The following is a 13,548-nucleotide window of genomic DNA, read 5'->3' as shown; positions in this document are numbered from 1 at the left end:
GGCACCGGCGTCCGCACCCTGCACAACCCCGGCCGTCGCACGGCGAGGGTGCACATCGTCACCCCCAGGGCCAGGACCGTCACATGCCAGTCAACACCCCGTACGCCAGTTGCCGAATGACGGAGGAACGACATGAACTGCATGAATGACACCGGGGCCGTCGCAGGCCCGGCATCGGGCCGGACCAGCCACACCCACCGACTCCGCGGGCTCGCCGGCACCGGCTTCATCGCCACGCTCGCAGCGATGGCGGCCACCACCCTCGCCGCAGCGCTTGCCCAGGCCGTTGGCGTCGGCTTCGAGGTCCCCGACGGTGGCGAGACGATCCCCTTGTCCGGGTTCGCCGTGGTGACCGGTTTCTTCTCGGCCGTGGGCATCGTCATTGCCGTCGCTCTTCTTCGCTGGAGCGCTCGCCCCGCCAAGCGATTCGTGTGGACTGCAGTGTCGCTGACCGCGATCTCGTTGGTCCCGCCCCTCCTCGCCGGGGCAAGCACCGCCACCACCACCGCCCTCCTCGGGCTGCACCTCGTCCCTGCGGCGGTGATGATCCCCACCCTGGCGCGGAGCCTGCGCACCCGGACCGATTGACTCCCGAGCCGACGTCAGGCTCAAACCGCGTCAGGACGCGCTCGCAGCCGGGCCCTGACACCTACGCCTGCGGGAGGCTGTCACGCCGACGGCGAGGCAGGGAGCACTGTTGGTGACGTGGGAGGTTGGAAGAGGCTCATTGGCCCCTCCGTTCACATCCAACCTAGTCGCCCCAGGTCAGCGCGCTGCACGTGAACATCTTCGCTGTCTCGCGGCCTTGTCACCCATGATCAGTCTCAAATCCGTGGCATTTCCTCGCGAGGGCGAGGGCGAGGGCGAGGTCAAGCGGCTTGCCCGTGTCGGCCGGGTACACCACGCTGAGCCCCGAGCACGAGGGCTGCCGGCGAGCCCGGATCGCGCACCGATGAGTTTCCCGCGCCGCGCTGGTCTGTACGCCGGACACCCACGGACGGAAGGCTGGGCCATGCGGAAACTGATCTACGGCATGAACCTGACCCTGGACGGCTACATCGCCGCGGCCGGCGACGACATCGGCTGGAGCGGACCGCCGAGCGACGAGCTGTTCCAGTGGTGGCTCGACCACGAGCAGACGAGTGGCCTGTCGCTGTACGGGCGCAAGCTGTGGGAGACGATGAGCTCCTACTGGCCGACCGGCGATCAGCAGCCGGGCGCCACCCCGGCGCAGATCGAGTTCGCGCGGAACTGGCGGGACACGCCGAAGGTGGTGTTCTCCTCGACGATCGACAAGGTCGACTGGAACACCCGCCTGGTCACCGGCGACGCGATCGCCGAGATCACCCGGCTCAAGGCCGAGGACGGCGGCCCGATGAACATCGGCGGCGCAACGCTCGCCGGGGCGGCCATGCGCGCCGGGCTGATCGACGAGTACGCGATCGTCACCCATCCGGTCCTGGTGGGTAGCGGTACACCGTTCTTCACCGCGCTGGACAGCTGGGTGAACCTGAACATGGTGGAGACGCGGACGTTTCCCGGCGGCGTGGTCCTGACCAGGTACGAGGCGAGGCGCTGAGCAGCAGCACTGACCCTTCTCATGAGATCTTGCAGATGGCGGGCTGCTGACCTGGGGTGTGACAGTAGGAGTGGGATTTCCGCCCGGGTTGTCGGGGTGCTTGAGAGATCGTGTTGGCGATGCCGAGCGTGTGTCCGGTGGATCATGACGACGCTGATGCGTCCTGAGCTGGGCAGTGTCAGGACGGTGAGATGGCTGCGTCCAGAGTTCTGACCGAAGGCGGCTGTTTCCGGGTCAGGTCAAGAGACAGGGTGCTGGGCAGCCCTGGAGCCGGTCTGGCTACTGGCCGTGCAGCCAGATCCGCAGCGGACCGACCGACTCGAAGCCATGGCGGACGGCGGCCGCCAGGTCCTCGCCCTGCTCGTAGCCGACCACCGGCAAGGTGGGGAACAGCGTGTTCGCGGCGTCCAGTACAACCGGCCAAGCCGCGTCAGGACCGCCGTCCAGCGCGAAGACATTGGAGATTCCGACCACCTGGTCACTGCAGCTCGCCACCGCTCCGGCGACCACACGGCCATCGGCGGACTGTCCAGCGAGCACGAAAGCAGCTGGGTCGTCGAGTAGTTCGGGTCGGAAGAGGTCCGCGTTGCCGTCCCCGTCGTCCCAGGCAAGCGCCCAGGCGCGCAGCGCGTCCGGATCGCCTGCCACGTCCCAGGAAAGATCCGGCGCCGGAGCGGGCGCACTTGCCGGGCGGTGGATCCATTGCGCCTCGAACAGCACCTGGAAGCCGGCCTCGGTCAGGTCGAGGTCGGCGAAGCTGTCCTTGACGGAGGCACCGGGTGCGAGGGTGTCGATCCGGGACACCAGCGCGGCTCGGTCGGTGCCCGGCACCAGCGTCACCGCGTCGGGGTAATACAGCGGCGTGCGAGACGGAGCGGTCCAGGCATGTGCCCCGAACTCGCCCGCCAAGCCGTGCGATCGGCTCATCACCGCGCACCACTCGGCGTTGTTGCGGGCGGCGGCCCGGACCAGGAACTGCTTCGGAGTCGTCACGAGCGCGGATCATGACGACTCTGGCCCGGCCCGTCGAACGATTTTCCGCTGCCCGCAAGAGGGACGCTCCGACCGAAAGTCCGTCAGCCAGCCCCTGAGGAATTACGCGATGTGGATGCCGGCTCTGAGGTCTTGTCGGAAGTCCAGTGGGTCTGCGGCATGGCGCTCTCTACTCGACGGCGATGACGCTCTCGACCGGCTCGCATCCCTCGGCGGTCGCCCGGACGCGGATCGTGCCGGAGTCGGTGGGACGGATCGGATGATGGCCAGTGCGCGACCGTCGTAGGTAAGTCGCTCGGCGGCGTCGAATCTCTGGAGGCGCCTCCGGCGTACCAACTCGGACGGACCGCGTCACCAGTCCCAACGCAAATCCAGACCCCGAGACACCGAAATCAATAAGCCGAAAAGGCGTGAGCGTCCATGAGCCGGATCAGCTGATCCAGGCCGTGCTGTTCCATGTAGCGCCTCATGGTGTCGCGCGTCGGCCAGATACTCCGGTAGGGATTCGCGCAAGGCAGGCGGACATCCAGCGGCGAGTGACGGCCGTCGGGCCCATCGCGGTATATGTGCGGTTTGCCGCGACTGTGAACTGGTCGGCTGACAAAGGCAGATGACCACAGATGCCACTTGGCCGCGGCTGTACGAGAACAGGGCCGTCACCCGGACAGATCTTCCAGCAAGCGGCTGGTCGCCAGGTCGCACACGATTCTCTTGCAGCCACGACGCACAATCCGACCCACTGTGAGGGAGTCACCATGTCCCGCATGCCCAAGATCGCCGCTCTGAGCGCCGCTGTCGGCGTCGTACTCGCCGCGAGTGCTGGAGTCGCAGCCGCCGGAGAAGACGGGGGCGGCTTCACCACGCAGCAAGTCGAGGGGCCCGCCGTCCTGGTGGCGCCCAATTCGTTCGGTGCCGCTGACGCCACGTGCCCGAAAGGAACCACCCTTACCGGCGGCGGCTTCGGATCGATCAGCCCAGATCTGAAAGTGACTGGGTCTTATGCTGCGGGGCCGGATGGGCAGGGTGAGCCGGACACGTGGAGGGCAGTGGCCGTCAACACAGGCCAGACAAGCCAGAGGCTCACCGCTTTTGCCCTCTGCGCAACTCCCAAAGGCCCACACAAGTGATCCCCCTCCCGGCCGGCAGTCCCGCTGACGCTGGCTGATCTGGCTGATCTGGCTGAGCGCCGCCGCCGCGCTCTTCGTATGCGAGGGCTCGGGCTGTTTACTGTGCGGAGACACCCCCTGCCGATCTGAGCAGCAGGGGGCGCCCTTCCGGCCGGGAGCCTCCCGAGCATCCCGGCCGGGCTTTGTACCGAGATGTGCGTCAGACGGCCGCGGTGAGGTCATGGCAGCGCCCCGGCAGGGCCGGCGAGAACCACAGCACCTCGCCGTGTGGGTCCGTGACCACCCGCACGTTCACCCCGTGCCGGCGGTGCTTGGCCGAGTAGTCGGCGCAGCCGTCGCCGAGACGATCGCACTCGGCCAGGGTGCTGTCGAGCAGGACGAACTCGGGGTCTTCCTCGCGCAGAGCGCGCAGCGGTCCGGGGGCGCGGGCGGCCAGCAGACCGATGACCGCGGCGGTGTAGGCATGCGCGGTGCCGACCGGGATGCCGAACCCGGCGGCGATCTGTGCGAGGGGCTCGTGCTTGCGCAGGTACACCAGAGCGACCAGGGCACGCTGGTGCGGTGGGAGCTTGCAGCGGCGGTCACCCTCGCGGGTGACGATGAGCATGGTCACCCACTCGATGAGCGCATGGGGGCCTCCTCGCCCGGCTCCACCTCGTCGCGCAGAACGGTGACCTGCGACCGGCTCACCTCGTCGGGCAGCGTGGCGTGCACCCAGCGGTGGAACGAGGAGATCGACACCTTCGGTCTGTGCTCGTCCCGCAGCCGCTGACGGATCGTGGAGACCGTCACTGTCCCCAGCAACCCCTTGATGTAGTCGCGGTGTTCGTCGAGCTCGGACCAGGTGACCTGCCGCAGTCTCCTGTCGACGAGCCCGGGGGACCAGCCCTCGACCAGCCCGGCCCAGTCGGCCTCGCTCATCGGCGGGCAGCCCGGGGAGATCCCGGACGCCTCCGCCGGCGTCAGGTACTTCCTGACGGTCTTGCGGTCCACCCCCAGCGACGCGGCCTGCACGCTCTTCGAGCGGCCTGCGTACCAGTGGACGTAGATCGCGTTGATGTCGACCACGACGAACGTTCCCCTCGCCATCCGGGCTGCCCATCGGCCATCAGAACCACGGGACGAGGAACATGAGCAGCTCCGCGACGACCAGGTCCCTCGATCCCGACCTCCGCGCTACCCATGGTCAATCAGGAGGAATCGGCATGAGAAACTACATGGCGCTCAAACCGCCCGACAGGCGGAAACCCCTGTCCGCCTCACCGAGGTATGGCTGGATCCCCGGTTGCCCGCCGTCGGCCGGGCCACATGTCGGCATACGCGGCGTCCATGAACTGCGCCTGCGGCCCGCGCAGCGCAGACGGGTCGGCCATCTCGCCCCGGACTGCCTGCGCCAGGCAGAACGCAAAACGATAGGCAGAGCCTCGCAGGGGCTCACTCCTGGCCGCCAGGTCGATCTCCGCCTGTGCGAGCCACAGGTCATCGACGAGTCGGTCGAGCACCGCACCGTCTGCCGCGCCGTCACTGACCGGGCGCATGAGGGCCGCCATTTCCACCTGCGACGCAATGCCAAGGAACTTCAGGACCGCGTTCTTCAACTCCGCGCGGTGCGCGGCTGATTCCTGTACGTCGAGCTGCCGGGTACTCGCCCGCGACACGAGGTACTGGCCAAAGATCGACCCGCCGGCACCGAGTGCGACACCGGCCAGAGACAACAATGCCGGCCCCAAAGTTCCCCAAGATCCCATAGCGGGGAGTCTCTCAACTCCCCGCGACCGCCGTCCCCATGGGGACTCGTGACCGTGAGGGTGGGGAATTCCATGATGCTCAACTCGTCACATCGGGGGAATTCCGTGACTGTCGACAGGTCTCGACGACGGCGGTTCCGACGCCGACCCGGCGGCGATCACCGGCTGCAGAGCGGCCCGGAACCGGACCTTGACCCGTGGCCAGAAACTGTCCGACAAGGCGCTGGCCGCCATCCGTGCCCCGGTCGAGCACGGCTTCGCCCACCTGAAGAACTGGCGCGTCCGCGGCAAGGTCCGCACGGATCCGAGGTGGGCGACCGTGCTGGTGCGAGCCCTGCTGGTCCTGACGAACCGCGAGGTCACCCGCTGACGGACGATCTTGTCGATGGACTTCCGCCCCGGACCTGCCCGAGCCTCCCGACGCCTACGCACACCAGGCCGACTGACGTGCAGCCTTCACGATGCACCGTGCTCAATGGGTGTATTGGACCTGCGGCCGGACGGGCCGCCGCCTAACGGTCGCGGCACAAAGGAGCCGCATTCTGGTGCGTTGGTCCGGAAGATCACCTGGAAACCCCGCACTCCGGATCACAACGGGGCGCGCGAGGCCACGATCAACGTGGTGGTCAGCTCGATGTGCGCGGCCAACGCGGCAACGGCGGAGTCGGCGTCGCCGTCGATCGCGTGCTGAAAGATGGTGGCGTGCTCCTGGGCCGGATCGCGCGCGGCGTCGGACGGGTCGATCGCTTCCGACCAGCGGCGGTAGAGGCAGGCGCTGTCCCGCAGTGCCGTCGCGATCGCGTAGAGCCGAGGGCTGCCGCACCCGGCGAGCAGGGCGTCGTGGAAGTTCGCGTGGGCGGCTTCCCACGCCGGGGCGACGCGGGTCGGAGCGGACACGTCACGGCGAGGCGTGTCGGCAAGGGTGAAATGGGTCGCGACGAGCCGGGCGCGCCAGGCCATGTCGCCCCGCTCTATGCCACGCCGCAGGGCCAGGCACTCGATGTCCGTCCGCGTCCGGGTCAGATCGAGCAGGTCATCGACGGAGATCGGCTTGACCTGAAAACCAACCTGCGGGTTGGCCAGCACCAGTCCCTGCTCGGCCAGCCGGCTGAGCACCTCCCGGATCAGCCCCACGCTGGCGTCGTAGACCTGGCACAGCGGCGTGAACTTGAGCCGCTCGCCCGGCGCGAAGCGCCCGCCGAGGATGTCGGCCCGCAGCCGAGCGTGCACCTCGTCCGTGCGGGTCTTCGCACTGGTTGACATGGACGGCAGGATACACAACTTCGACATGACCCAGGATGTTCGAACATCTATTGACACCTCGAATATTCAGGGTCGAGACTTCTGACCCATGACCTCTACGACGAAGCGCAACGTCGTCATCACCGGTGGCGGGACGGGCATCGGCGCCGCGACCGCAGAACTGTTCGCCAAGACCGGGCACGACGTCACGATCACAGGTCGACGTAGTGACGTGTTGGCCACCACCGCCGAGCGGTTGGGGGTGGCCCACACCGCGTTCGACGCCGCAGACCCGGCCGCCGTTCAGACGGCGCTCGACCGGCTGCCGACCACCATCGATGTGCTGGTCAACAATGCCGGCGGCAACACCGACCGTCGCCGTCCGGCCGTCGCCGCAGGCGACCTTGCCGGCGTGGCCGACGCGTGGCGGGCCAACTACGAGGCCAACGTGCTCACCACGGTCCTGGTCACCGAGGCACTCAAGCCGCGGTTGGCGGACGGAGCACGCATAGTCACCGTCGGTTCAGTGGCTGCCAAGCAGGGATCCGGTTCGTACGGCGCGGCGAAGGCTGCCCTGGAGGCGTGGAACGTCGAGACCGCGAGGATGCTGGGTTCCCGCGGGATCACTGCCAACGTCGTGGCGCCGGGGGTCACTCTGGACACCGAGTTCTTCGCCGGCACGGTGTCCGAGGAGTGGGTCGCGGCGCGGGTGTCCGCCGCGTTCAACCGGCGGACTGGCACCCCGAACGAGATCGCGGAGGCGATCTTCTTCCTCGGTCGGCCCGGTTCCGGCCACCTGACCGGACAGGTCATCCACGTCAACGGCGGCGCCTACGCGGCGCGGTGACCACTTGCTGAACCGGGCTGTCGTGCGGGCCGCGGTGGTCGCGGTGGCTCTGTGCGGACTGGCCGCCATCGTGCTGCTGCTCCTGCGCGGCAAGTCCGACCCCGGCCATGTGGCGGCGGCGACCGCCCTGTGCGGCGTCTTCACGGCCTGGGCCGCGCTGCATCTGATGTACGCCGCCCGTTATGCCTACGTGTATTACGAGTCCGCGGGCGGGATCGACTTCAATTCGGACGACCCTCCGGCGTACCGGGACTTCTTCTACTTCAGCTACAACCTCGGCATGACGTATCAGGTGTCCGACACCGATGTGTCGAGTTCGGCGATCCGGGCGATCGTGCTGCGTCACACACTGCTGTCCTACGTCTTCGGCACCGGCATTCTCGCCACCGCCATCAATCTCGTCGTGGGAATCGTCAGCGGCTGAGGAGGAGACTCCAAAGCAGGGCCGGGCCACGACTGTCCAGGGCCTGGTGACCGCACGGCGTGAGCCGGTGTGTCCTTTCACCGGATTCAAGGTAGGTGGGACAGGATGCGGTCACGGCGGGCGGCGGTGATGTCGTGAGTGCGGTCGGGCCGAGCGCCGCCGTCCTCGGAGCCCTGGCCGATCTCGGCCATTGGGCTGTTTTAGCGCCTCGTCAGCGGTCCCGCGTAGGCGAATGTCCGGGAGTCGACGTCCTGGCCGCCGAAGTGCCGTCCGACCCGATGGCCCAGGCAGGAGACGATGATGTGCGCCAGCCGCCAGGCAATCGTGGTCACCGGCGCCGGCGCCGGTACCGGGTCAGGGGACGCGCGGAGTCCATCGTCCATTCCCCCGAACCCGCCGGCATCGGTGCGGCCGACGTGCCACGTGGGCGGATGCTCCAGCAGCCACGCACCGGCTCCCAGAAGTACTCCTCCTCGGCAAGACCGTGCAGCCGCGGCCGCAGGTTCTTGTGCCAGTGCCGGTCCAGCTGGTCCGCGATTCGCTCACGCCCGCCAGCCACTCCAAGGATGAGGCGTAGTAAGGCTCGCTCTCCGGGGCCCGCCCTATCAGGTTGCTCGCTGTGCCGAACAACGAGAGTCCTCCATCGGCTTCGAATGCGGTGGGCATGAAGAAGAGCGCAACGTCATTGCTTGCGCTATTTCGGGCAATCCCATAAGTCATCTCGCAATCGAAGATGAGCCGTTCACCCCGACCAAGAGTCGGGTCTGTGGACGCTTTTGCCTTCTTCTTCAGTTGTTTGGCCACGCGCGCAAGTTTTGCGAAGGGATCGGGAGCACCCTCAGGGCTTGGAACAGGGCGCGCTATGTGGACCGAGTTGCCTAGTGCAGACACCTCGAATTCTTGTGGAAGCCGTGGTCCTCTGTTCTGAAGGTAGAAGGCTTCCAGCTTCGTGGGCGACAGACCCGAGGCCGGCGGAAAGGGGCGCGGTGCCAGCGACGCGCTCCTCAACCGAAGCGCCCGGGTCGTCACGGCCGGGTAGTGGGCACGCTACTTGGACGCCTACGAGAAGAGGGGCGCAGCATTTGCTGCGCCCCTCTTCGGCGTTCCGGTCCGGAAAGTGCGGTTACCCTCCGTGATGTTCGGCGTCCGCCGTTGATGCTGACGCCCCAAGGTTCAGCAAGACCGTTGGCTCGCGGCGGGGAGAACCGGCCGACGCGGAGCACATCTCATCCTCCCCAGACTCTCCCCAGGGGCCTTGGGCGGGCCTTCTGGCGACTACCTCGGCTCCCGCGAGGCCCTGGCGCAGGCCCTCGTCGACCGGCTACTCAGAGCCAGTCCTTCCGCTTGAAGATGAAGTACAAGCTGGTGCATACGACCGCCATCAGGACGATCGCCAAGGGGTATCCGAGCACCCAGTGCAGCTCCGGCATCTCCCGGAAGTTCATCCCGTAGATCGTCCCGACCAGCGTCGGAGCGAACAGAATGGCCGCCCACGAGGAGATCTTCTTGAAGTCGTCTACCTGGTGGCGTTGACCTGCGGTGATGCTGCTGGGAACGCCTCTGGCCTGGGCTGATCCGTCTTTCCGGGCCTTTCACGCTTGTGCGCGGTTACGAGTCGATTCTCCCCACGCGCTCCCCAGTGCCGCTCGTACTCCCCGGATTCTCCCCAGGGAATGGCCCCGAGCGGGGGCGGTGGGGCGTGCCAGAGAAGCTGCTCCGGTGGGTCCGGTGATCACAGGCGGTTGCTGCCGAGGGCTGAGCCGGATGCCGTCGGCAGCCGCTGCCACCCAATTTGCGCGCCTCTCCATGATCTCCGGATGACGCCGGCTCACGGCAGGGACGTTGTCACGGACGACGACGAGGGCGGCACCGCCATCGGAACAGTCCGCGAGGTATACACGGACCAGCTCGGCCCCAACCGGGCACCGCTTCCGCTTCTTCGGGCACCGTCGGCAGTGCGTCAGGTGCTCGATATGGGCGGCGTAGCTGCCCTGGGCAACGAGTGGGATCGCATCCAGCGTTCGGAGCCTCCCCGTGTTCCAGCCATGGCCGGGACTATCGACCCGGATTCAGTCGGCATTTGTCCGGATGCTCGGGCCCGGGACCTGAACCACGTGAGCGGAGGAAGAGGTTCCCCACTCCTGTGCGGGCCCGTGGGTTGTGCCGCTTGAGGCGGCGGCCGTGTGGTGAGGCCTACGTTGTCGTGGGATCGGAGTCAAGCGCCAGCGTGGAGGCAGGCGTCAGCTCGTGCAGAGCGCGTGCGCGGATCACTCGCTGTCCTGCGGATACTTACCGCACTGGCCCCATCCGTCGGCGTGCCGGGGCGCAGGCCGGCGCCGGATACGCTGCCGGGGTGATCGATGATCTTCCTCCCTGTCCGAAGTGCTCCTGTGAGTACACCTACGAGATGAACGCCCTGGTGGTCTGCCCGGAGTGCGGCCACGAGTGGGTGCCCGCCGAGGGTGCCGCGGACTCGGGCGCCCCGGCCGAGAGGGTCGTCAGGGACGCCGTCGGAAACGTCCTGCACGACGGCGACTCCGTGGTCGTCGTCAAGGCGCTGAAGGTCAAGGGCAGCCCTTCGGGCATCAAGGCCGGCACCAAGGTGCGCAACATCAGGCTGGTCGACGGGGTCGACGGCCACGACATCGACTGCAAGGTCGACGGTTTCGGGGCGATGCAGCTGAAGTCGAGCGTGGTCAAGAAGGGCTGACCCCGGCACCGGGGACTCCTCAGCGCATCCATCGGATGCGGAATTGCAAAATTTCGCAATTGGTTAGATGCTGTAGTCGCTGTGCTTGCAAGTAGCGTGGCCACAGCCGCTGCCTGGCCCCGGATGGGGCGCTGTCGGGGAAGTCGAGGGGTCGTGTCCGTTCCGCTGTACCAGGCCAAGGCCGAGTTCTTCCGGATGCTGGGGCATCCCGTACGGATCCAGGTGCTGGAGGTGCTGGCCGAGCTGCGGGAAGCCGAGGTCGCCGCGCGATGACGTCCGCCATCACCCGGATCCGGGGCCGGATCACCGCGCTGCTGCCTGGCCGTAGCGATCTGGCGGAGATACGCCGCGACCCGCGCCGGGACCTGCTCGCGGGCCTGACGGTTGCGATCGTCGCGCTGCCGCTCGCGCTCGGCTTCGGCGTCTCCTCCGGGCTCGGCGCTGAGGCGGGACTGGCGACTGCGGTCGTCGCCGGTGCGCTCGCCGCCGTGTTCGGCGGATCGAATCTGCAGGTGTCCGGGCCGACGGGCGCGATGACCGTGGTGCTCGTGCCGATCGTCGCCGCACACGGGCCGACGGGGGTGCTCACGGTGGGGCTGATGGCGGGCGTGATGCTCGTCGCGCTCGCCCTGCTCAAGGCCGGCAAGTACATGCAGTATGTGCCCGCGCCCGTGGTCGAGGGGTTCACCCTCGGCATCGCCTGCGTGATCGGTCTGCAGCAGGTCCCCAACGTGCTCGGGGTGCCCAAGCCCGAGGGCGACCGCGTCCTCGTGGTGACCTGGCGCGCGCTGGAGGAGTTCGCGAAGGATCCGAACTGGACCGCCGTCGCCTTCGCCCTGGCCGTTGCCGCTGTCATGCTCATCGGGGCCCGCTGGCGGCCCACCGTCCCGTTTTCCATTCTCGCGGTGATCGCGGCCACCGTCGTGGCCCAGGTGGCCGGCCTGGACGCGGCGAAGCCGATCGGTGACCTGCCGTCCGGGCTGCCCGCGCCGTCCCTCGCCTTCCTGGACGCAGGCGCGCTCGGCTCCCTGCTCGCTCCCGCCGTCGCGGTCGCGGCGCTGGCCGCTCTGGAGTCGCTGCTGTCGGCCTCGGTGGCCGACGGTATGACGGTCGGCCAGAAGCACGACCCGGACCGGGAGCTGTTCGGCCAGGGCCTGGCCAACATCGCCGCCCCGCTGTTCGGTGGCGTGCCCGCGACCGGGGCGATCGCCCGCACCGCGGTCAACGTCCGCACCGGCGCGAATTCCCGACTGGCCGCCCTCATCCACGCCGCGGTCCTCGCGGTGATCGTCTTCGCGGCCGCGCCCCTCGTCTCCAGGATCCCGCTGGCCGCGCTCGCGGGCGTGCTGCTGGCCACCGCGATCCGCATGGTCGAGGTCGGCTCGCTCAAGGCGATGGCGAGGGCCACCCGCTCGGATGCTCTGGTCCTCGTGCTCACCGCTGTCGCGACCCTGGTCCTGGATCTCGTGTACGCCGTGATCATCGGCCTGGTCGTCGCGGGCGCCCTCGCCCTGCGTGCCGTGGCCAAGCAGGCCCGCCTGGACCAGGTCCCGCTCGACCGCGGCGACCACAGCGCCGAGGAGCACGCGCTGCTCGCCGAGCACATCGTCGCCTACCGCATCGACGGCCCGCTGTTCTTCGCCGCCGCGCACCGCTTCCTCCTGGAGTTGGCCGAGGTCGCCGATGTCCGCGTCGTCATCCTGCGCATGTCCCGTGTGACCACCATGGACGCCACTGGAGCCCTCGTCCTCAAGGATGCGGTCGAGAAACTCGACCGGCGCGGCATCGTCGTCATGACCTCCGGCATACGCCTCGGTCAGCGCCAGGTCCTGGACTCCGTGGGCGCGCTGGACCTGCTGCGCCTGGAGGGGCGCGAGTACGCCACCACCCCGGAGGCGATCCAGGGCGCCCGCACTCACCTGGAGTGCGCCGGAGTCATGCCGGCCCTTTCTCCCCGGATGTCCCAGCCCAGCAGCGAGGAAACAGAGGAAACCGTCGGATGAGCACTCCGCCCGCAGCCCTGCGCATGGTCGAGGTCTCCGGTGCCGAGGCCCTGTGGCTGCTGGAGGGCAGCGAGCTGGGGCGGCTGGTGTACCCCCAGCGGGAGATGACCGTCATCCGGCCCGGCCGGCACACATGGGAGTACGGCCGCCTGGTGGTACGCGCTCCCGCACCGGCCGCCGCGATCCCCGCCACCGCGACGTACCACGTGGACGAGGTCCGCGCGGCGACCGGCACCGGCTGGAGCGTCACTGTCACCGGCCCGGTCGACGTGATCACCGATCCGAACGAGGCCGCCCACTACCAGCGCACGCTGGCGGGTTGGTCCCACGGCCCGCACGACACCCTGTTGCGCCTGCACCCCAAGACGGTGAGCGGTTTCCGCCTCGCCCGCGCGGAGGCGTGATGAGCACCCGGCTCGCGGCCCTGCCCCATCGGCATGTGCTGACGCTGCCCACACTGCCATCCGCGGTCCGCACGGCCCGTCAGACCGCCGAGCAGGCCTTGGCCGAGTGGGGCATCAACCTGCGTCATCCCAGCGTCGGCCCGGCCCTGTTGATTCTCAGCGAGCTGGTCACCAACAGTGTCCGGCACGCCGCGGTGCTCTCCCCGCAGGTGACCGTGATCTACGCGGCCAGCGCGGACACTCTGGCCTTCGCCGTACATGACCGCCACCCCTACCAGCCGTCGCTGTATGCGTCCGTCACCGGCACCGGCACCGGGCCGAGTGGTCTGGCCACCGTCATGGAGCTCACTCTCGGCCTGGGCGGCACTGCGGTCGTTCGGGGTGACGCCGACGGCAAGGGCAAGAGCATCTGGATCACCCTCCCCCTTTGAGCCCGCCTCCTGTGACCCGACAGGCTGACCGCGCAAGGAA

General features: G+C 68.4%; 12 protein-coding genes and 5 pseudogenes. 10 read left to right on the top strand and 7 right to left on the bottom strand.

The features are described 5' to 3' along the window. Window positions 1–141: 141 nt before the first annotated feature. Window positions 142–588 carry a DUF6069 family protein gene (locus tag KVT45_RS45355; protein ID WP_217555623.1) on the top strand — a complete coding sequence of 149 codons (447 nt, stop codon included), beginning with the start codon at window positions 142–144 and terminating at the stop codon, window positions 586–588. A gap of 424 nt (window positions 589–1,012) precedes the next feature. Then, the gene (locus KVT45_RS45350) at window positions 1,013–1,579 is read left to right on the top strand and encodes a dihydrofolate reductase family protein (RefSeq protein WP_217555621.1); all 567 of its coding nucleotides are present in this window, start codon (window positions 1,013–1,015) and stop codon (window positions 1,577–1,579) included. Window positions 1,580–1,858: 279 nt separating this feature from the next. On the opposite strand, the gene KVT45_RS45345 is transcribed toward KVT45_RS45350, so the two are convergent. The 4 genes and pseudogenes from KVT45_RS45345 to KVT45_RS45330 all read right to left on the bottom strand — a co-directional run bounded on the left by KVT45_RS45345 (window position 1,859) and on the right by KVT45_RS45330 (window position 5,447). After that, window positions 1,859–2,572 (bottom strand): hypothetical protein, encoded by a 714-nt coding sequence (locus KVT45_RS45345; protein ID WP_217555619.1) that lies wholly within the window; start codon window positions 2,570–2,572, stop codon window positions 1,859–1,861. 1,332 nt (window positions 2,573–3,904) lie between these two features. Beyond that, a pseudogene (locus KVT45_RS45340) lies at window positions 3,905–4,306 on the bottom strand (transposase family protein); the annotation flags it as partial. Window positions 4,307–4,308: 2 nt separating this feature from the next. Next, window positions 4,309–4,788, bottom strand: a complete 480-nt coding sequence (locus KVT45_RS45335) for a hypothetical protein (protein ID WP_254648305.1) — start codon at window positions 4,786–4,788, stop codon at window positions 4,309–4,311. A gap of 170 nt (window positions 4,789–4,958) precedes the next feature. Then, a complete protein-coding gene (locus tag KVT45_RS45330) occupies window positions 4,959–5,447 on the bottom strand; it encodes a hypothetical protein (protein WP_254648304.1) in 489 nt (162 codons plus the stop codon). Between the two features lie 118 nt (window positions 5,448–5,565). On the opposite strand from KVT45_RS45330, the pseudogene KVT45_RS45325 reads away from it, so the two are divergent. Beyond that, window positions 5,566–5,817 (top strand): annotated as a pseudogene (locus KVT45_RS45325) (IS5/IS1182 family transposase); the annotation flags it as partial. A 218-nt stretch (window positions 5,818–6,035) separates the two neighbouring features. Here the strand turns inward: KVT45_RS45325 and KVT45_RS45320 are convergent. After that, complete coding sequence (locus KVT45_RS45320) at window positions 6,036–6,710, bottom strand: GntR family transcriptional regulator (RefSeq protein WP_217555617.1); 675 nt, start codon at window positions 6,708–6,710, stop codon at window positions 6,036–6,038. Window positions 6,711–6,798: 88 nt separating this feature from the next. Between KVT45_RS45320 and KVT45_RS45315 the strand changes: the two genes are divergently transcribed. Together KVT45_RS45315 and KVT45_RS45310 are read left to right on the top strand one after the other, a co-directional pair. Further along, the gene (locus KVT45_RS45315) at window positions 6,799–7,536 is read left to right on the top strand and encodes an SDR family oxidoreductase (protein ID WP_217555615.1); all 738 of its coding nucleotides are present in this window, start codon (window positions 6,799–6,801) and stop codon (window positions 7,534–7,536) included. A gap of 4 nt (window positions 7,537–7,540) precedes the next feature. Then, a complete protein-coding gene (locus tag KVT45_RS45310; protein WP_368857567.1) occupies window positions 7,541–7,960 on the top strand; it encodes a DUF1345 domain-containing protein in 420 nt (139 codons plus the stop codon). Between the two features lie 195 nt (window positions 7,961–8,155). Here KVT45_RS45310 and KVT45_RS45305 read toward each other — a convergent pair. Continuing rightward, window positions 8,156–8,519: pseudogene (locus KVT45_RS45305) on the bottom strand (DinB family protein); the annotation flags it as partial. Window positions 8,520–9,285: 766 nt separating this feature from the next. Next, window positions 9,286–9,477 (bottom strand): annotated as a pseudogene (locus KVT45_RS45300) (CorA family divalent cation transporter); the annotation flags it as partial. Window positions 9,478–10,313: 836 nt separating this feature from the next. On the opposite strand from KVT45_RS45300, the gene KVT45_RS45295 reads away from it, so the two are divergent. From KVT45_RS45295 to KVT45_RS45275, 5 genes and pseudogenes are all read left to right on the top strand, one after another. Further along, window positions 10,314–10,670 carry a zinc ribbon domain-containing protein YjdM gene (locus KVT45_RS45295; protein ID WP_308311060.1) on the top strand — a complete coding sequence of 119 codons (357 nt, stop codon included), beginning with the start codon at window positions 10,314–10,316 and terminating at the stop codon, window positions 10,668–10,670. Between the two features lie 153 nt (window positions 10,671–10,823). Next, window positions 10,824–10,913: pseudogene (locus KVT45_RS58250) on the top strand (transcriptional regulator); the annotation flags it as partial. Window positions 10,914–10,939: 26 nt separating this feature from the next. Continuing rightward, window positions 10,940–12,673: a SulP family inorganic anion transporter gene (locus tag KVT45_RS45285; RefSeq protein WP_217555613.1), complete on the top strand. Its 1,734-nt coding sequence runs from the start codon at window positions 10,940–10,942 to the stop codon at window positions 12,671–12,673. Next, window positions 12,670–13,077, top strand: a complete 408-nt coding sequence (locus KVT45_RS45280; protein WP_217555611.1) for a pyridoxamine 5'-phosphate oxidase family protein — start codon at window positions 12,670–12,672, stop codon at window positions 13,075–13,077. The genes KVT45_RS45285 and KVT45_RS45280 overlap by 4 nt, the downstream gene beginning before the upstream one ends. Then, entirely contained in the window at window positions 13,077–13,508 is a 432-nt protein-coding gene (locus KVT45_RS45275; RefSeq protein WP_217555609.1) for an ATP-binding protein, read from the top strand. Before KVT45_RS45280 ends, KVT45_RS45275 begins: the two co-directional genes overlap by 1 nt. Window positions 13,509–13,548 lie beyond the last annotated feature (40 nt).

Origin of the sequence: Streptomyces sp. GbtcB6 (genome assembly GCF_019091475.1) — a bacterium.
GTDB classification, from domain to species: Bacteria; Actinomycetota; Actinomycetes; order Streptomycetales; family Streptomycetaceae; genus Streptomyces; species Streptomyces hyaluromycini.
The sequence above is the reverse complement of the archived record's forward strand: the minus strand, read 5'-3'. Positions and strand labels throughout refer to the sequence as shown.